An 18,579-nucleotide genomic window follows, 5' to 3' on the forward strand; every position below is an offset into this window, starting at 1 on the left:
CCATGACTGCCCCCGTCCTAGAGACGAAGCGCCTGCTCCTCCGGCTCCCCACGGCCGGGGACTTCGAAGGCTTCAAGACCCTGCACGGAGACCCGGAGGCCACCCGCTTCCTGGGAGGGGTGCAGCACCCGTCCGTGGTCTGGCGCCAGCTGAGAACCCTGGCGGGCGCCTGGGCGCTGGATGGCTTCGCCATGTTCTCGGTGATCGAAAAATCCACCCACCGCTGGGTGGGCAGGTTGGGCCCTTGGCAACCCGATGGCTGGCCTGGCACCGAGGTGGGCTGGGGGCTGATCCGCGAGGCCTGGGGCAAGGGGTACGCCACCGAGGGGGCCGCCGCCGCCATGGACTGGGCGTTCGAGACCCTGGGCTGGACGGAGATCATCCACTCCATCGAGCCGTCCAACGTGGCCTCCATCAAGGTGGCCGAGCGGCTGGGCTCCCGCTACCTCCGGCCCGGCCGCCTGCCGCCGCCTTATGAAAAAGTGGAGATAGGCCTGTGGGGGCAGAGCCGGGAGGAGTGGCGTAAACGCCGCGCGTCGGACCACACTTGAGGCCCCCCTCGAAGAAAGAGCGCCCTCATGAGCCCGGAGCACCCCACGCCGGGAGGGCGTGACGCCCCCTCCCTCCTGCCCAGCGGCCTGGACTGGCTCGCGGGCGGCGGAGAGATGGGCAAGCTGATCCGCGCCATGGACTGGTCCCGGACGCCCCTGGGGCCGGTGGAGTCCTGGCCGCAGAGCTTGCGGACCACGGTCAGCCTCTGCCTCTCGTCCACCTTCCCCATCCTGATCGCATGGGGACCCGAGCACGTTCAGATCTACAACGACAGCTACCGCCCCATCTGTGGGGAGAAGCACCCCCAGTCGATGGGGCAGCGCTTCCGGGAGTGCTGGGCCTCGGCGCTCCCCGCGGTGGGCGGCGTCTTCGACCGCGCCCAGCAGGGCGAGGGCTCGTACATCGAGAACCTGCGCATGTTTCTCGATCGCTACGGGTACCTGGAGGAGGCCTTCATGACCTTCTCCTTCAGCCCGATCCGGGATGAGTCCGGCAAGGTGGGCGGGCTCTTCCACCCCATCACCGAAGTCACCGAGAAGATGCTCAGCGCCCGGAGAACCCAGGCGCTCCGGACCCTCTCCGAGCGGCTCGGCAAGGCCAAGACCCTGCAGCAGATCTGGGACGTCACCGTGGCGTCGCACGGCGACTACGCGCTCGACCTGCCCTTCCTCCTCATCTACCGGCTCGATGGCACCACCGCCCACCGGGTGGGCGCCGCCGGGCTGGCCCCAGACACCCCCGCCGCCCCCGAGCACCTGGAGACCGGAGAGACGCAGGCACCGGCCGCCTGGCCCGTGGCGCGCATGCTCCAGTCACGGCAGACCGAGCCGGCCGATGCGCTGGACCAGCGGTTCGGCCCCCTGGGCTGTGGCCCCTACCCCGAGTCCCCCACCTCGGCCCTGCTGATTCCCATCATCCCCTCGGGCATGAGCACGCCCCTGGGGTTCCTCGTGGCGGGGGTCAGCGCCCGGCGGGCGATGGACTCCACCTACCGGGCCTTCTACGAGCAGTTCGAGACGACGGTGACCACGGCGGTCTCCAATGTGCGGGCGTACGAACAGGAGCAGCAGCGGGCCGCGGCGCTCGCGGAGATCGACCGGGCCAAGACGGCCTTCTTCTCCAACGTCTCGCACGAGTTCCGGACACCCCTGACGCTGATGCTGGGGCCGCTGGAGGAGTCCCTGTCCACCGGCGAGAACCTCACCCCGGCCCAGCACGAGCGCCAGCAGCTCATCCACCGCAACGCGCTGCGCCTGCTCAAGCTCGTCAACTCGCTGCTGGACTTCTCACGCATCGAAGCCGGACGGGTCCAGGCGTCCTACCGGGCCACGGACCTGCCGAAGCTCACCGCGGATGTGGCCAGCTCCTTCCGCTCGGCGATGGAGAAGGCCGGGCTCCAGTATCACGTCACCGTCCCGGCGCACCTGGAGCCCGTCTATGTCGACCACGACATGTGGGAGAAGATTGTCCTCAATCTGATCTCCAACGCCTTCAAGTTCACGCTCCAGGGAGAGATCGAGGTCAAGCTGACGCCGCTCGAGGGCCGGGTGCGGCTGACCGTGCGCGACACCGGAACGGGGATTCCCGAGGCGGAGCTGCCCCGCCTCTTCGAGCGGTTCCACCGGGTGGAGCACTCCCAGGGACGGACCTTCGAGGGCACGGGCATCGGGCTGGCCCTGACGCAGGAGCTCGTGAAGATGCACGGGGGCACCCTCGGCGTGCAGAGCGTCGAGAACGTGGGCAGCACCTTCCACGTCGAGCTTCCCCTCGGCCACGCGCACGTGCCCGCGGACCGCATCATCTCCGGCAACGCGCCTGCCGGGCCGGGCACCTTGAGCGCGTCCTTCGTCGAGGAGGCCCTCCGCTGGCTCCCGGGCGCCGAGGCCCCTGCCCCCTCCCCGGAAGCACCGGTGCAGGGCCTGTCCGGCCAGCGGCCCCGGGTGCTCGTGGCGGACGACAACGCGGACATGCGGGGCTACATCCGCTCGCTGCTGGAGACCTCCTGCCAGGTGGACGCCGTCCCGGATGGCGAGGCGGCCTATCACGCCGTCCTCGAATCCCCCCCGGACCTGGTGCTCAGCGACGTGATGATGCCCCGGCTCGACGGCTTCGGGCTCATCCAGAAGCTGCGCGCGAACCCCAGCACCCAGCGCGTCCCGCTCATCCTGCTGTCCGCTCGGGCGGGCGAAGAGGCCCGCATCGAGGGCCTCCAGGCCGGAGCGGATGACTACCTGGTGAAGCCGTTCCACGCGCGGGAGCTGCTCGCACGCGTCGAGAACGCGGTGCGGCTGGCCCGGGAGCGCTCGGAGCGGGATCGGCAGGCGCAGGAGCGCATCGAGCTGGAGCAGCAGCTCATCGGCATCGTCAGCCATGACCTGCGCAACCCCATCTCCGCCATCTTGATGTCCACGAGCTTCCTGTTCCGGCTGGGCACCCTGGACGAGAAGTCGGCCAAGGTGGCCACCCGCATCCAGGCCAGCGCGGACCGGGCCATGCGGATGGTCCGGGATCTGCTCGACTTCACCCAGGCCCGGCTGGGCGGAGGGCTGCGCATCGAGCGCCGCGCGGCCGAGCTTCAGCACATCGCCTGGCTGGCCATCGAGGACGTGAAGCTCGCCTACCCGGATCGGGACATCCTGTTCGAGGCCGGGAATGTGAAGACGGGCGAGTGGGACGATGACCGCCTCTTCCAGCTCGTCACGAACCTGGCCACCAACGCGGTGAAGTACAGCCCCGCCGCCACCCGGGTCACCGTGCGGCTCACCGGAACGCAGGACGAGGCCCAGCTCCAGGTGCACAACGAGGGAGAGCCCATCCCGCCAGAGCTTCAGGCCCGGCTCTTCATGCCCATGCAACAGGGCTCGGGAGGAGGAGACCGCAGCGGCCGGAGCATCGGGCTGGGGCTCTACATCGTCTCCCAGATCGTCCGCGCGCACGGCGGGACGATCCACGTGGTCTCCGCCCACGGCGCGGGCACCACCTTCACCGTGCGCCTGCCCCTGCGGGGTTGAGCGTCCAGCGGAACCCTCCCGCTGGACGCCCGCTTCAAGCGCCGGGGCGCTCTAGAACTGCAGGCTCCACTTGTCGAGGTAGCCCGTGTCCCCCGAGGCCTTGTCGTTGACGCGGAGCTTCCAGGTCCCGTTGGCCGCCTCGCTGGAGGCGTTCACGGTGTACGTGGTGTTGATGTTGTCCGCGGAGCCGCCCGTGTAGTTGTGCAGCACGTAGACGGAGCCGTCCGGGGCAATCAAGTCCACCTTCAGGTCTCCCTGATAGGTGTGGGAGATCAACACGCCGACCTTCAGCGCCGCCGGGGCATTGCCACTGCGCCCGCTCACGGCGATGGGGCTCTCGATCGTCTTCTTGTCCAGGATGGAGAAGTCGGTGGTGTTCTCGAAGAACGACTGCCCACCGCCCGTGCCCGCCGTGTAGGTCCCCAGCAGCTTCACGCCCGCGAACGTCGAATAGCCACGCACCATGACATGGTAGGTGCCGGCCTGCGGGGCGGCGAACGCGCAGCTCTCAACGTTGCCGCTCTTGTACGGGCGGCAGTCCGAGAGGCTGGTGGTGGGGGCCGCGCCGAACTTCACGTAGAGGTCCGCATCGCCCGTGCCCTCGGAGGTCGCGATCGTCAGGTTGCTCGAACCGGCCGGCACCTCCAGGGTGTAGCGCAGCTCCGTGTTGGCGCTGCCCGACAGCCCGGTGGCTGGCACGTTGTTCGCCAGGACGTTGCCCGTGGGCGGCTCGGGATCGGTCCCTCCCCCGTTCGTGGCCGCCTGGAGCGCCCCGTAGGCATTGACGATGCCGGCGCCGCAGCCGCCCGTGCAGGCGCCCGGAAGCGCGCGCGCGGAGCTCTTGAGGATGGTTTCGATCTGCGCAGGCGTCTTGTTCACCACCGACAGGATCAAGGCCGCCACGCCGGCCACATGCGGCGCGGCCATGGACGTGCCCATGTAGGTGCCGTCGTAGCTCTCCGCGCCCGGCGTCGTGCTGCCCGCGTTGAGCGTGGACAGCACGCCGTAGGCGCCGTCGCCGCCCGGGGCGGTGACGTCGATGAGCGTGCCGTAGTTGGAGTAGGACGCCCGGGCGCCCGTCTTGCCGTTGGCGGCCACCGAGATGACGTTGTTGCAGTTCGCGGGGCTGAAGCCGGACACGTTGGCGTTCGAGTTGCCCGCGGCGATCACCATCACCGAGCCCCGGCCCACCGCGCCGTTGATGGCGTTCTGGAACGTGCTGCCGCACGCGCCGCTGCCGCCCAGGCTCAGGTTGATGACCTTGGCCGGGTTGGCATTGGCGGGTACGCCGGACACAGTGCCGCCCGAGGCCCAGATGATGGCGTCGGAGATGTCCGAGTCATAGCCACCGCCCCGCCCGAGCACGCGCACCGGGGAGATCTTCGCGCCGTAGGCCACACCCGCCACGCCCTTGGCGTTGTTGGTCACCGCGGCGATGGTGCCGGCCACGTGCGTGCCGTGCCAGCTGGAGGCATAGCCCCCCTCGAAGTCACCCGGATCGCTGGGGTCCGCGTCGCGGCCGTTGCCGTCTCCCGCGACCGTCGTGTCATTGATGAAGTCGTAGCCCGCGACGACGTTGGCGTTCAGGTCGCTGTGGTTGGTGATGCCCGTGTCGAGCACCGCGACGACGACGCCGCTGCCGGTGGAGATGTCCCAGGCGGCGGGCAGGTTGAGGCCGCCCGTGGGATCGAAGTAATGCCACTGCTCGCTGTAGCGCGTGTCATTGGGCACGGCGAACGGCTTGTTGAGGCGGTCCACCTCGACGTATTCCACGTCCGGATCGGCGGCCAGCTCGCGCATCAGCGTCTCGGCCTCGGCGCGGTCCAGGCCGCGGCCCACGGAGACCACGTCGGCCCCCACGGCCAGCCGGCGGATGTGGCCCATCACCAGGGGAGCGGCCCCGTTGCGGTTCAGCGAGACCGCGCGCTGCGAGGTGGCCTCCAGGTGGCGCTGAACGCTCTCCGGCCGCGCGAACTGCGCGCTGTCATCCCGGTACTTGACGATGAAGCGGTTGAACGGCCCTTCCGCTTGCAACGTATTGATTTCAATGCGTCCGGCAGCCTCCGCCGGGCCCCCGGCCGCGGCGATCCCCAGCGCGGAGGTGGCAGTGAGCGCTTGCAGCCAAAGCGAGCCAATAAAACGATTCATTTCGTGAATGCTCCCAGGATGACATGAAATGCACGACAGCGGCCGGACTGGCCTCTGTCTCCTCGTCCTTCCCTGCCCAGAGCATTCCGCTGCCCGCGCGCATCAAATCCACGCGGCGGCTCAGCGCACGTCTCTGGACGGCCGCATCGCCCCCTGATGTTTCACGCGGTATCAATAATGGTAGGCGTAACAATTTTCAGTGTCAACCGTCTGTATCACCGTCAAGAAACGCGAGGATGCGCTGGGCACAGGCCTCGGGTTGTTCCAACGGAAACAGATGGGTGGTGTCCGGAAGCACCTCGGTCCGCACGTTGGGAACGGTGCCGCGGACGCGCTCCAGGGCGTCGGGGAAAAACACATCCGAGTCTCCGCCGCGCATCACCAGCACGGGCACCCGCACGGCGCGAAGGCTTCGCCAGACATGGCGCGGAGAGGTCTCGAAGATGCGGGCCTCCCAGGCCTTGGGGATGGACAGGCGGAACGTGCCTTCCGGCGTCCCGGTGAGGCCCGAGGTGATGTAGTCCTGGAAGCACTCGGGATCGAACCGCTGGAACAGGGGCTTGTGGCGCAGCTTCCGGGCAGCCTCCTCGCGGGACGGCCAGAGCTCGCGCCGGCGCCGGGCCTGGCTCGCGGGGGGAAACCAGCCCCGGAGCTTGAGCCAGGTCAGCACCCGGAGCAGCCGCTGGCGCCGGCCCGTGAGCAGCACCGGATCCAACGCCACCACGGCCCGGAACAGGCCCGGATCCTGGGAGGCGGCCAGCAGGGTGGCCACGCTGCCCAGGCTGTGGCCCACGCCCACAATCCGCTCCAGGCCCCGCGCCCGGAGGGCCTGGACCAGGTCCCCAGCCACCTCATCCCAGGCGTGGATTTCCCGGGGGTCGGTCCCCGGCACGAGCCACCGGTTGCGCAGCGTGAAGACGTGGTAGCGGGGCTTCAGGAACCCGATGAGCTTGCGGTAGGTGCCCGGTGGAAAGCCATTGGCATGCGCCAGATGCAGCACCGGGCCGTTGCCGCCCCAGTCCTCGAGTTCCAGGGGAAATGCACGTGAGCCCGTCACGGAGACTCAGTTGTACGTCGCGGAGAACATGACCATGACGCTGGCGGTGTTCCAATCATCATCGGTGTCATCGCTGCGGATCCGCCCGAACATCACCTCGGCGCCCAATCCCAGTCCCCAGTTGTCGCTCACCCACCACTCCTTGCCCAACCCCAGGTGCAGGGCTCCGCCCAGGTCCGTCTCGCCCAGGGTCTCGCCGTCCACGCTGATGCTCAACTGGGTGAAGGACAGCGCGCCCGAGACATAGAAGTTGCTGGGCATGAGGTAGTAGCTGGCGCCCAGGCCGATCGCGGAGAAGTTGAGGCTCACGTCGTCATCCCCCCGGATGAGTCCAGCGCCCGCCTCGATGTCCGGCCCCGGCGCGGCGGAGCCCGACAGCTTGCCGTAGAGGATGAAGTTGCGCGTCACCGCGCCGCCAATCTCCGCGTTGAGGCCGGCGGCGCCCCCCTTGAGCTTCAGGTCCACCGACGTCGCGCCGGCGTGGTTGTAGCCGCCGCCCAACTGCAGGCGCAGGAAGAAGCCGTCGTGGGTGTGGCGGCCCTCATCATTCTGGGCGCTCGCGAGCGTCGCCGTGAGGAGCACGGCGGCGAAGATCCAACTGTTCCGCATCATGGAGAAGACTCCTTGGCCAATGAGCCCGTCCGGCCCGGGGCCCACGGCTGTTATGCCGTGAGTGGGCTCCGGGAGGCCAGCATTCCATGGAGGTGGCTCACGCGAAGAGCTCGAGCAGATCCTCGCGGGTGATGGCCGTGGCCGAGCCCGCCTCGCTCAGGGCCGCCTCGAAGAGCGCGCGCTTCTTTTCTTGGAGTCCGAGGATCCGCTCCTCCACAGTTCCCTGGGACACCAACCGGTACACCATCACGGGACGCTCCTGGCCGATGCGGTGCGCGCGGTCCGCCGCCTGCGCCTCCACGGCCGGGTTCCACCAGGGGTCCATCAGGAACACGTGGTCCGCCGCGGTGAGGTTCAACCCGGTGCCGCCCGCCTTGAGCGACATCAGCATGACGGGCGCGCCCTCCGGGGCCTGGAAGCGCGTGGTGACCCCGCCCCGGTCGGCCGTCGTTCCATCCAGACGCTCGAAGGCGATGCCCGCCCCCTTGAGCCCGGGCTCGATGAGATCCAGCAGCGAGGTCCACTGGGAGAACACCAGCGCCTTGTGGCCCTCCGAGACGGCGGTGCTGAGCGCCTCCACGAGCGTCTGCACCTTCGAGGACGTGGTGGCGTGCTGGCCCGGCACGAGCGCCGAGTGGCACGCCGCCTGGCGCAGGCGCAGCAGCGCCTCCAGCGCCTTCAGCACGCTGCCGCCTTCGTTCAGCAGGGCCACCACCTCCGCGCGCGTCGCCGCCATGACCGCGTCGTAGACGGCCCGCTCCCGGTCATCCAGGGACACGTGCATCACGGATTCGGTGCGCGGGGGCAGCTCGGGCGCCACGTCCCGCTTGAGCCGCCGCAGGATGAAGGGCCGGATGCGCCGGCGCAGCCGGTCGGCCGCCTCGGGCTGGCCATCGGTGATGGGCCGGGCCAGGCGCTCCTCGAAGAAGCGGCGCCCGCCCAGCAGGCCCGGGTTCACGAAGTGCATCAGGCTCCAGAGCTCCTCCAGCCGGTTCTCCATCGGGGTGCCGCTGATGGCCAGGCGGAAGCCCGCCTTGAGCCCGAACGCCGCGCGCGCCACCTGGCTCTCGGGGTTCTTGATGGCCTGGGCCTCGTCCAGGATGACGGCATCCCAGGCGCGCCCCCCGAGCACCGCGGCGTCCAGCCGCAACAGGGCATACGTCGTGAGCGTCACGTCCGTGGCATCATCCAGCGCGCGGCCCGGCCCGTGGTAGATGCCCACGCGGAGCGAGGGCCGGAAGCGCTTGAGCTCCGCGGCCCAGTTGGGCAGCACGCTCGTGGGGCACACCACGAGCGTCTTCGGCCCCAGGACGCACAGCGTCTGGAGCGTCTTTCCCAGGCCCATGTCGTCCGCGAGGATGCCGCCGAGCCCCGCCTCCCGGAGGAAGCGCAGCCAGCTCACGCCCTGCAGCTGGTACGTGCGCAGCGTGGCGGTGAGATCCTCGGGCAGGCCCGGCGGCGGAAGCTTCTCGAAGCCCTGGAGCATCGGCGCCAGCCGGTCGAGCCCCAGGGGCGGCGGCTGCTCCAGCGTCTCGCACAACGCCGCCAGCTCCGGCAGGGCGTGGTTGGCCACCTTGCCATCCGCCTGCCGCGCCGCCAGCAGGTCCGCCACGCGCTGGCCGTTCTTGTCCAGCCACGCCCGGGGCAGCGGGGCCCACCCTCCCCCCTCCAGCGGCACCAGGCCCAGCCCCTCGTTCCACGCGCGAATCACCGCCGCGGCGTCCACCGTCTGCGGCCCGCCCTTGCCGCCCTCCACCTGGAACTCGAGCGTGAAGCGCACCTCGGGCACGCCCGTGCCGGAGGCGGCCGACTCCAGCTGGAGCGAGGGCCGGAGGCGGACATCGGGACTGACGATGCCCGCGCCGTCCCCGGTGAGGTCTCCCCGCCAGCGCCGCAGCTTGTCCGCCCAGCGCACCATCTCCGGGCCCTGCACCGTCAGGCGCCTGCCGGGGACCAGGTTCAGCTCGTCCCGGAGCTGGTGAATCAGGCGCTGCTCGGCCGCCTCGTCGCGCAAGGGCACCGCCCCGCGCAGGTAGACCATCTTGCCGTTGTCGATCCGCACCGAGGGCGGCGCCCCGTAGACGAGCACCGGCAGGACCGAGAGCCCCGAGTCGAGCTGGTGCAGCTCCACCTGGATGCGCGGCTTGAGGTCCCGGTCGATGGACGGCAGGCGCTTGCTGCGGACCTCCACCGGAAGGCGGCGGACCAGCTCGGGCAGCACCTTCGCGGACAGCTCGCCGAGCTGCTCGGGCGCGTAGGTGCGCACGATGGGGAGGTTCTGGAGCCAGGGGCCCGTCATCTGCGTCTCGCCCAGCCGGGCCAGCGCATCCCCCAGCAGCGCGACGCCCGGGCTCACCACCTCCACGATGCGGGGGTCGCGCATCACCGTCACGGCCCACTGCGAGCCCCGGTCCTCCACCACGGCCTTCGGGACGACGGGCTCGTCCGAGATGGCCACGGGGCGCCCATCGAGCAGCACGTTGCGCGCGGGCTCCAGGGCCTTGAGCAGCGCATCCAGCCGCTCGGGCGGCAGGGCCCCGCGGGTGCGGCGCTCCAGGAGCCGGTCCACGACCAGGTCCGCCTGTTCGATCTGCATCTCCGCGGCCCGGGCCGGCTGCGCCATGAGGGACGTCAGGCTGCCCTCGAAGGGCTCCTCGCGCCCGTCCGCGTGCACCAGCGTCCGGTGGATCTGCAGCCCACCGTCCACCCGGGTGAAGTGGTACACCACGCGGGTCCACCGGTTCGCCGTGGCCACGAGCGGCGTCTCCTGCTTCTCCGCCTGCTGCACCGAGATGGCCGCCGCCACCACGTGCTCGCACGGGTCCACCTGGCTGGGGCAGTCGCACTCCCAGACGTCATCGCCCGGGTACAGGTTGACGGTGAGGGCCACCGAGCGGCCCGGAGCCCGCACGCGCAGCTCCAGCATCTTGTCCGTCTGGGACTGGAGCGCGACGGCCCCGGCACGGGCCAGCTTCACCCCGTTGGCCCAGATTCCCGGACGGGCTTCCTTGCGCACGGCTTCGAGCAGTTGAGCGGTCGAGGACATGAGGACACGCGACCTACGCCCCACGCGTGCCGCGCGCAACGCGGATGAGGCCAGGGGTGCGAGAAGGGGCCTCCCTGTCCGCCCATGCCGCGCCGCGTCATCTTCCACCGGACGGGAATCCTCCTCATTCATTGACCGGCCTGGGGGCAGAAGGGAACCTTCCCGCGCAGGTTTGCGCGGAGGGGACATGCGGGGTTTGGCAACGAAGTTGGGGTGGGCACTGCTCGCCATCGTGGGGGCGTTCTGCCTGGGCACGGTGGCGCTGCACCGGGGAGAGACGATCAATGCGACCTGGCTGGTGGTGGCCGCGGTCTCCGTGCTGATGATCGGCTACCGCTTCTACAGCCGCTTCATCGCCCAGAAGGCGCTGCAGCTGGACGCCACCCGGGCCACACCCGCCCAGCGGCACAACGACGGGCTGGACTACGTCCCCACCGACAAGTGGGTGCTCTTCGGGCACCACTTCGCCGCCATCGCGGGCGCGGGCCCCCTGGTGGGTCCGGTGCTCGCCGCGCAGATGGGCTACCTGCCGGGCACCTTGTGGATCCTCACGGGCGTGGTGCTGGCCGGCGCGGTGCAGGACTTCATCGTCCTGTTCCTGTCCGTCCGGCGCGACGGCAAGTCGCTGGGTGACATGGTGCGCATGGAGCTGGGGCCCGCGGCCGGCGTGGTGGCGATGATCGGCGTGCTGATGATCATGATGATCATCCTCGCGGTGCTCGCGCTGGTGGTCGTCAAGGCGCTGGCCTCCAGCCCCTGGGGCACCTTCACGGTGGCGATGACCATCCCCATCGCCCTGATGATGGGCGGCTACCTGCGCTACCTGCGCCCGGGCAAGGTGCTGGAAGTCTCACTCATCGGCTTCGTGCTGCTGATGCTGTCGATCTGGCTGGGCGGCATCGTCGCCGGGGACCCGGCCCTGGCGCCGCTGTTCACCTATGACGGCAAGGCGCTCGCGTGGATGCTGATTGCCTATGGCTTCTGCGCCTCGGTGCTGCCGGTGTGGCTGCTGCTGGCCCCGCGCGACTACCTGTCCACCTTCCTGAAGATCGGCACCATCCTGGTGCTGGCGGTGGGCATCGTCCTGGCCATGCCCGAGCTGCGGATGCCCGCGGTGACGCGGTTCATCGACGGCAGCGGGCCGGTGTTCTCCGGCAACCTCTTCCCCTTCCTGTTCATCACCATCGCCTGCGGCGCGGTGTCCGGCTGGCACTCGCTCATCTCCTCGGGCACCACGCCGAAGATGCTCGCCAACGAGAGCGAGGCGCGCCTGGTGGGCTACGGCTCCATGCTCATGGAGGCGTTCGTCGCCATCATGGCGCTCATCTCCGCCTCGGTGCTGCAGCCGGGCGTGTACTTCGCCATGAACTCCCCGCCGGGCCTGATTGGCACCACCGCCGAGCAGGCCGCGCAGGTCATCAGCCAGTGGGGCTTCGTGATTACCCCGGAGGTGCTCATCCAGACCGCCAAGGAGATCGGCGAGACGTCCATCCTGTCGCGCGCGGGAGGCGCCCCGACGCTGGCGGTGGGCATGGCGCAAATCCTCCACGGGCTCGTCGGCGGCGAGGGCATGATGGCCTTCTGGTACCACTACGCCATCCTGTTCGAGGCGCTGTTCATCCTCACCACGGTGGACGCGGGCACCCGCGTGGGCCGCTTCATGATCCAGGAACTCGCGGGCCTCGTGTACGCGCCCCTGAAGCGGACCGACTCCTGGGGCGCCAACCTGCTCGCCACCGCGGTGTGCGTGGCCGGCTGGGGCTACTTCCTCTACCAAGGGGTGGTGGACCCGCTGGGGGGTATCAACACGCTGTGGCCGCTGTTCGGCATCGCCAACCAGATGCTCGCCGCCATCGCGCTCATCCTCTGCTATGTCGTCCTCGTGAAGATGAAGCGCGAGCGCTTCGCGTGGATCCCCGCCCTGCCAGCCGCGTGGCTCATCATCTGCACGCTGACCGCCGGGGCCGAGAAGGTGCTCAGCAGCAACCCGCGCGTCAGCTTCGTCGCCCATGCCCGGGGCTTCCAGGAGGCGGTGGCCAACGGCAAGGTGCTCGCCCCCGCCAAATCCCTGGAGGAGATGCAGCAGGTCATCACCAACGACTACGTGGATGCCGCCCTCACCGTGCTGTTCATGCTGGTGGTCATCTCCACGCTCGGCTTCGGCATCCGCGCCGTGCTGAAGGCCCGCCGCTCGGCGATCCCCACCGCCCAGGAGAGCCCCTACGTGCCCCTCACCCCCACGGGGCCCGCGGCATGACCGGGGCGGCGCTTACGCACTTCTGGCGCCGGGCGGTGCAGACCGCCCGGCTGCTCATCGGCGTGCCCGACTACGGCACCTATGTCGAGCACATGCGGCGGCACCACCCGGAGCGGCCGGTGATGAGCTACGCCGACTTCTTCAACGAGCGGATGCAGGCGCGGTATCGCAGCGGCGGAGGGCGCTGCTGCTGAGCCCCAGGGCGGACGGGAGTCATTGCCAGCGTCAGATAAAACCGTATTATCTGACTTGTCTCAACAAACCCGTCAACCTGGAGAAATCCGTGATGCACCAGAGCCGCCGTGTGTCGCTCGTGCTGTCCTTGCTGGCCGCGCTTGTGGTTCCCGCCGCAGCTGCCGCGGACTGTACTCCTCATTGCTACAAGCACCCCATCACCGGGGAGCTGATCTGCACCCCGCCCTGTCCGTAGCCCTTGCACCAGCCCTCCGCGCCCGGCCGCTCCCCTGAGTGACCGGGCGCGAGTGTTTTCCCCCTTCTGGAGTTGTTCATGAACCCACAGTCCCCCTCGCCCCGTGCCTCGCGCGGCAAGCTGACCCTCGCCGCGCTCATGCTGGGCGCCCTTCCCTTCTCCGCCGCGCACGCCGCGGGCGAGTCCGTCCAGGTCTGGTTGACCACCAGCTCGGGCAACACGCTCTCGAAGAAGCTGAGCGCCGAGGCCGCCAAGAAGTTCGGCCCGGAGAGCGGCACCTCCACCGCCATCGACGTCAACGAGGCGGTGACGTACCAGACCATCGATGGCTTTGGCGGCGCGCTCACCGACTCGTCCGCCTGGCTCATCTTCAACTCGCCCCAGCGCAACGCCATCATGAACGATCTGTTCAACGTGGGCAGCGGCGGCGGGTACAACGTGATCCGCCTGCCCATGGGCTCGTCGGACTTCGCGCGCAGCCACTACACCTACGACCAGACGTGCTGTGACTTGAATGACTTCTCGGTGAGTCACGACGTCCCCTACATCATTCCGCTCCTGCAGCAGGCGCGGCAGATCAACCCCGAGGTGAAGATCATGGCGGTGCCGTGGAGCGCGCCCGCCTGGCTGAAGTTCAACAACTCGCTCACCGGCGGCGGCTACCTGCGCAACGATCAGTACGGCCTGTACGCCAACTACTTCGTGAAGTTCCTCCAGGCCTACAGCGGCCACGGGCTGCCCATCCACGCCTTCCTCATCCAGAATGAGCCGCACCACGCCGCCGGCGACTACGCCTCCATGCAGATGGAGCCTGCGGACCAGTCGAACTTCGCGGCCAACAACCTGCGGCCCGCGCTGAACAGCGCCGGCTTCGGCGGGGTGAAGCTCCTCGCGTGGGACCACAACTGGCACGAGAACGGCAGCACGTCGCGCTTCCCGTTCGACGTGATGAACCACAACGGCGGCCAGGCCCAGAGCGCGCTGGCCGGCGTGGCCTACCACTGCTACGAGAGCGCGGACGGGGCCTTCAGCGTCCAGTCCGACTTCCGCAACAGCTTCCCCAACGAGGAGGTCCACTTCACCGAGTGCTCGGGCGGTGCGTGGGCCACGGATGCGGCCGGCAACCTGTCGTGGGAGCTGCGCAACAACATCATCGGCCCGCTGCGCAACTGGGCGCGCACCTCGCTGTACTGGAACATCGCGCTGGATCCCAACAACGGCCCGCGCGTGGGGGGCTGCACGAACTGCCGCGGCATGCTCACCGTGAACAACGGCAACGGCACCTACACGAAGAACGAGGACTATTACGCCTGGGCGCACTTCGCCAAGGTGGTGCGCGCGGGCGCCGTGCGCCTGTCGTCCACGTCGCTGGGCAACAACAACATCGAGACCGTGGCCTTCCGCAACCCGGACGGCTCGCTGTCGATGGTGGCGCACAACTCCAACGGCTCCCAGGCCATCACCTTCAAGGTGCGCTGGGCCGGCCAGTCCTTTGACTACACGCTGCCGGCGCGCTCGGTGGCCTCCTTCAAGTGGAGCCGGGGCGCGGCGGCCACCGCCTACCGCCTCGTGAACAAGGCCACGGGCCGCTGCCTGGACGTCTCCGGCCCCAGCACCATGGACGGCGCCGCCATCCACCAGTGGGGCTGCCACACCGGCTCCAGCCAGCAGTGGTCCATGGAGGCCACCGACAACGGCTACTACCGCTTCGTGTCGCGCTACAGCGGCAAGGCGCTGGATGTCGCCGACATGAGCGCCGCCGATGGCGCGAAGCTCCAGCAGTGGAGCGTCACGGGGGCCACCCACCAGCAGTTCAAGCCCATCTCCCTCGGCAATGGCTTCAACCGCCTGGAGGCCCGCCACAGCGGCAAGGTGCTGGACGTCACCGACTGCGCCACGAGCACCGACGGTGCCCGGATCCAGCAGTGGGCCTGGGCCAACAATGATTGTCAGCAATTCCGGCTTGAGCCGATGTAACACGTTTTAATGCCGTGACGGCCTGCGTCAATGACGCGGGAGGCCATCCCAGTCCCGTGCTCCGCTCGACATTCGAGGGGGCACGGGACTGTTTCATTTCAGCGTGTCATCCCCTTCTGATAGGCCATTGCCCGGAGTTTGCGCACTCGCTGGACCGCCATCCTCCACCACCACCCCCGAAGGAGAAGACATGAGACGGCTTACCGCCTGGAGGAAGCTCGCTCCACTCACCGCCCTGCTCGTGCTGTCCCAAGCAGCGTGCTCGGATGACGACGAGAAGCCCACGCCGAACCAGCCGACGGACCCCACGGATCCAGTGGATCCCCCGGCCGATGCCATCCCCGAGCTGACGCGCCTGACGGACTGGCCCCGGGTGCAGAGCGCCTTCCCGCGTGACGAGGCCCTGGAGGCCCGCATCGACGCGCTGATGAAGGACATGACGCTCGAGGAGAAGGTGGGGCAGATGACCCAGCCCCAGATCGACAGCATCACTCCCGCGGAAGTCACCCAGTACCACATCGGCTCGGTGCTCAACGGCGGCGGCAACTGGCCGAACGGCAAGAAGGACGCCACCGTCGAGGAGTGGCTGGCCAAGGCGGACGCGTTCTGGGCCGCCTCGATGGACCCGGTGAACCCCCGCCCCATCCCCATCATCTGGGGCACGGACGCGGTGCACGGGCACAACAACGTGAAGGGCGCGACGATGTTCCCGCACAACATCGGCCTGGGCGCCACGCGGGATCCGGAGCTGCTCAAGCGCATCGGCGAGGTGACGGCGAGCGAGGTGGCGCGCACCGGCATCGACTGGGCCTTCGGACCCACGGTGGCCGTGGTCCGCGATGACCGCTGGGGCCGCACCTACGAGGGCTACTCGGAGGACCCGCAGATCGTCGCGGCGTACGCCGGGAAGATCACCGAGGGCCTCCAGGGCCAGCTCGGCAAGGACGCCAAGAGTGGCGAGAAGGTGGCCGCCTCGGTCAAGCACTTCCTGGGCGATGGCGCCACCACCAAGGGCAAGGACCAGGGCGTCAGCGTCGCCTCCGAGGAGGAGCTGCTCAACCTCCACGCCCGCGGCTACTTCACCGCCCTGGCGGCCGGCGCCCAGACGGTGATGATCTCGTTCAACAGCTGGCAGAACACGGCCGAGGGCGCGAACGCCAAGGCCCGGAAGATGCACGGCCACAAGTACCTGATGACCGACGTGCTGAAGAACAAGGTCGGCTTCGATGGCTTCCTCATCTCGGACTGGAACGGCATCGGCCAGCTGACGACGCAGAACAGCGACTCCCCCGTCGACTGCACCACGAGCAACTGTGCCGCCTCCATCATCGCGGGCATGGACATGATCATGGTGCCCTCGGACTGGAAGGCCTTCATCCAGAACACCCTGGCCTCCGTGCGCAGCGGGGAGATCTCCGAGGAGCGCATCAACGACGCCGTGCGCCGCATCCTGCGGGTGAAGTTCCGCATGGGGCTGTTCGACAAGCCCAAGCCCTCCGAGCGCACCACCGTGCGGGAGCTGGGCACCGCCGAGCACCGCGCCGTGGCGCGCGAGGCCGTGCGCAAGTCGCTGGTGCTGCTCAAGAACAACGGCGGCACCCTGCCCCTGTCGCGCAAGGCGAAGGTCCTCGTGGCGGGCAAGAGCGCCAACAACTTGTCGAACCAGTCCGGTGGCTGGTCGCTCACCTGGCAGGGCACGAACAACACCAACGAGCAGTTCGGCGGCGGCACCACGCTCTGGGGCGCCATCCAGAAGATCGCCCCCAACGCCGTGCTCGACGAGAGCGCCGACGGCGCCATGGCCAACGACACCTTCGATGTGGCCGTGGTCGCCATCGGCGAGACGCCCTACGCCGAGGGCAACGGCGACCTCGGTGATGTGAAGACGCTGGAGCTCGCCAAGCTGCGCCCCGAGGACCTGCGGCTCATCGACAGCCTGAAGGCCAAGGGCGTGAAGAAGATCGTCACCGTGCTGTACTCCGGCCGCGCGCTCTACGCGAACAAGGAGCTCAACCGCTCGGACGCCTTCGTCGCCGCGTGGCTGCCGGGCACCGAGGGTGACGGCATGGCGGACGTGCTGTTCCGCAAGGAGGATGACTCGGTCAACTTCGACTTCACCGGGAAGCTCTCCTACTCGTGGCCGAAGGCCGGCTGCCAGACGTCCCTCAACCGCAACGACGCGGGCTATGATCCGCTCTTCGCCTACGGCTACGGGATGACCTACGCGGCCTCGCCCGAGCAGGCCGCCCACTCCGAGGAGAGCCCCGCCAAGGGCTGCGGCGTGGAGCTGCCCGACGGGCCCGCGGCCACGGTCCCCCTGGAGGTGTTCAACCGCGACAACCAGGACGGCTGGGTGCTGCGCATCGGTGCCCCCTCCAACTGGGCGGTGGACGTCGCCCTGAGCACGGCCGACAAGACCCAGACGCCCGCGGGCGAAGTCACCGCGATGCCCGTGGGTGACCGCAACGGCCTGCAGTGGGCGGCCGTGAAGACCACCTGGGTGAGCGAAGGCCAGATCTACTCGCAGAGCGCCAATGGCAACAACACGCGGGACCTGAAGGGCTACCTGGTCGCCCAGGGGGCGCTGGTGTTCGACGCCAACCTGACCCAGGCGCCGGTCAGCACGGTGAAGGTCCGGGTGGACTGCAAGCACCCGTGCATCGGGGAAGTCGATGTGACCCAGAAGCTCCAGGCCATGCCCATCAACACGTGGCAGGAGATGGCCATCCCGCTGCAGTGCTTCGCCGACGCCGGCACGGACTTCTCCATCGTCAACACGCCCATCGTGATCAACTCGCTGGGCGCGATGGAGCTCACGGTGGCCAACATCCGCTGGGAGCCCAACCGGGCCGGGAACATCACCTGCGGCGGCACGTCCGGTGGGGTCCAGAAGCTCACGGACGCCACGGACGTCTACGTCAATGGGACGCTCAACACCGCCCTGTTCGGCGCCCCTTCCACCTGGTCGTCCGTGTCCGGTGGCACCATCAAGGTGAACGCGGCGCTCGACACCGCGGACGGCAAGGTCATCGACGTCGTCTTCGAGGACCTCAAGGGCAAGGGCGGCAACGGCGTGTTCACCCTGCCGGTGCACAACGACTGGCTCCTGGATGTCTCGTCCCTGGCGGAGACCGGCGGCGTGCAGTTCGACATCAAGGTGCTCGACTACGGCACCAGCACCCAGAACTTCTGGGTGAAGATGGTGTGTGACCGCAAGGCCGACACGTGCCGGACCGGCGACATCCAGGACATCGTCACCCGGCCCGCGGTGGGGACCTGGGCGACGTTCAAGCTGCCCTTCGCGCGGGGCGACTACGAGGCTGGCTTCAACAACGCGAAGCTCAGCTCCGTCCTGGAGATGCTCCCGGCCTGGGGTGACCAGGGCGGCAACATCCACTTCCAGCTGCGCAACATCCGGGTCGTGAAGTAGCGGAACCCCCCCGCGATTCTGGGGTGCCATCGGGACGGGGTGCTGTTAGTTCAGCGCCC

The 18,579-nt window shown here is 69.0% G+C and carries 10 protein-coding genes; 6 read left to right on the forward strand and 4 right to left on the reverse strand.

All coding sequences use genetic code 11. The features are described 5' to 3' along the window. The first annotated feature begins 2 nt into the window (after positions 1-2). Together KY661_RS07000 and KY661_RS07005 are read left to right on the forward strand one after the other, a co-directional pair. Positions 3-551, forward strand: coding sequence for a GNAT family N-acetyltransferase (locus KY661_RS07000; RefSeq protein WP_225409457.1), 549 nt, complete (start codon positions 3-5; stop codon positions 549-551). Positions 552-578: 27 nt separating this feature from the next. After that, entirely contained in the window at positions 579-3,563 is a 2,985-nt protein-coding gene (locus tag KY661_RS07005; RefSeq protein WP_225409458.1) for an ATP-binding response regulator, read from the forward strand. A gap of 51 nt (positions 3,564-3,614) precedes the next feature. Here the strand turns inward: KY661_RS07005 and KY661_RS07010 are convergent, their stop codons facing one another. The 4 genes from KY661_RS07010 to KY661_RS07025 all read right to left on the reverse strand — a co-directional run bounded on the left by KY661_RS07010 (position 3,615) and on the right by KY661_RS07025 (position 10,426). After that, complete coding sequence (locus KY661_RS07010) at positions 3,615-5,711, reverse strand: S8 family serine peptidase (RefSeq protein ID WP_225409459.1); 2,097 nt, start codon at positions 5,709-5,711, stop codon at positions 3,615-3,617. Between the two features lie 202 nt (positions 5,712-5,913). After that, on the reverse strand, positions 5,914-6,768 hold the full coding sequence (locus tag KY661_RS07015) for an alpha/beta fold hydrolase (protein ID WP_225409460.1): 855 nt from the start codon (positions 6,766-6,768) through the stop codon (positions 5,914-5,916). 6 nt (positions 6,769-6,774) lie between these two features. Next, a complete protein-coding gene (locus tag KY661_RS07020) occupies positions 6,775-7,380 on the reverse strand; it encodes an outer membrane beta-barrel protein (RefSeq protein ID WP_225409461.1) in 606 nt (201 codons plus the stop codon). 97 nt (positions 7,381-7,477) lie between these two features. Continuing rightward, positions 7,478-10,426 carry a DEAD/DEAH box helicase gene (locus tag KY661_RS07025; protein WP_225409462.1) on the reverse strand — a complete coding sequence of 983 codons (2,949 nt, stop codon included), beginning with the start codon at positions 10,424-10,426 and terminating at the stop codon, positions 7,478-7,480. A gap of 187 nt (positions 10,427-10,613) precedes the next feature. Between KY661_RS07025 and KY661_RS07030 the strand changes: the two genes are divergently transcribed. The 4 genes from KY661_RS07030 to KY661_RS07045 all read left to right on the forward strand — a co-directional run bounded on the left by KY661_RS07030 (position 10,614) and on the right by KY661_RS07045 (position 18,520). Beyond that, positions 10,614-12,683, forward strand: a complete 2,070-nt coding sequence (locus KY661_RS07030; protein WP_225409463.1) for a carbon starvation CstA family protein — start codon at positions 10,614-10,616, stop codon at positions 12,681-12,683. After that, entirely contained in the window at positions 12,680-12,877 is a 198-nt protein-coding gene (locus KY661_RS07035; RefSeq protein ID WP_093515703.1) for a YbdD/YjiX family protein, read from the forward strand. The genes KY661_RS07030 and KY661_RS07035 overlap by 4 nt, the downstream gene beginning before the upstream one ends. Positions 12,878-13,191: 314 nt before the next feature. Further along, positions 13,192-15,090 (forward strand): RICIN domain-containing protein, encoded by a 1,899-nt coding sequence (locus KY661_RS07040; RefSeq protein WP_225409464.1) that lies wholly within the window; start codon positions 13,192-13,194, stop codon positions 15,088-15,090. 190 nt (positions 15,091-15,280) lie between these two features. Continuing rightward, positions 15,281-18,520, forward strand: a complete 3,240-nt coding sequence (locus KY661_RS07045; protein WP_225409465.1) for a glycoside hydrolase family 3 protein — start codon at positions 15,281-15,283, stop codon at positions 18,518-18,520. Positions 18,521-18,579: the final 59 nt, after the last annotated feature.

This window comes from Allostigmatella hybrida, from assembly GCF_020103775.1.
Lineage (GTDB): Bacteria > Myxococcota > Myxococcia > Myxococcales > Myxococcaceae > Hyalangium > Hyalangium aurantiaca.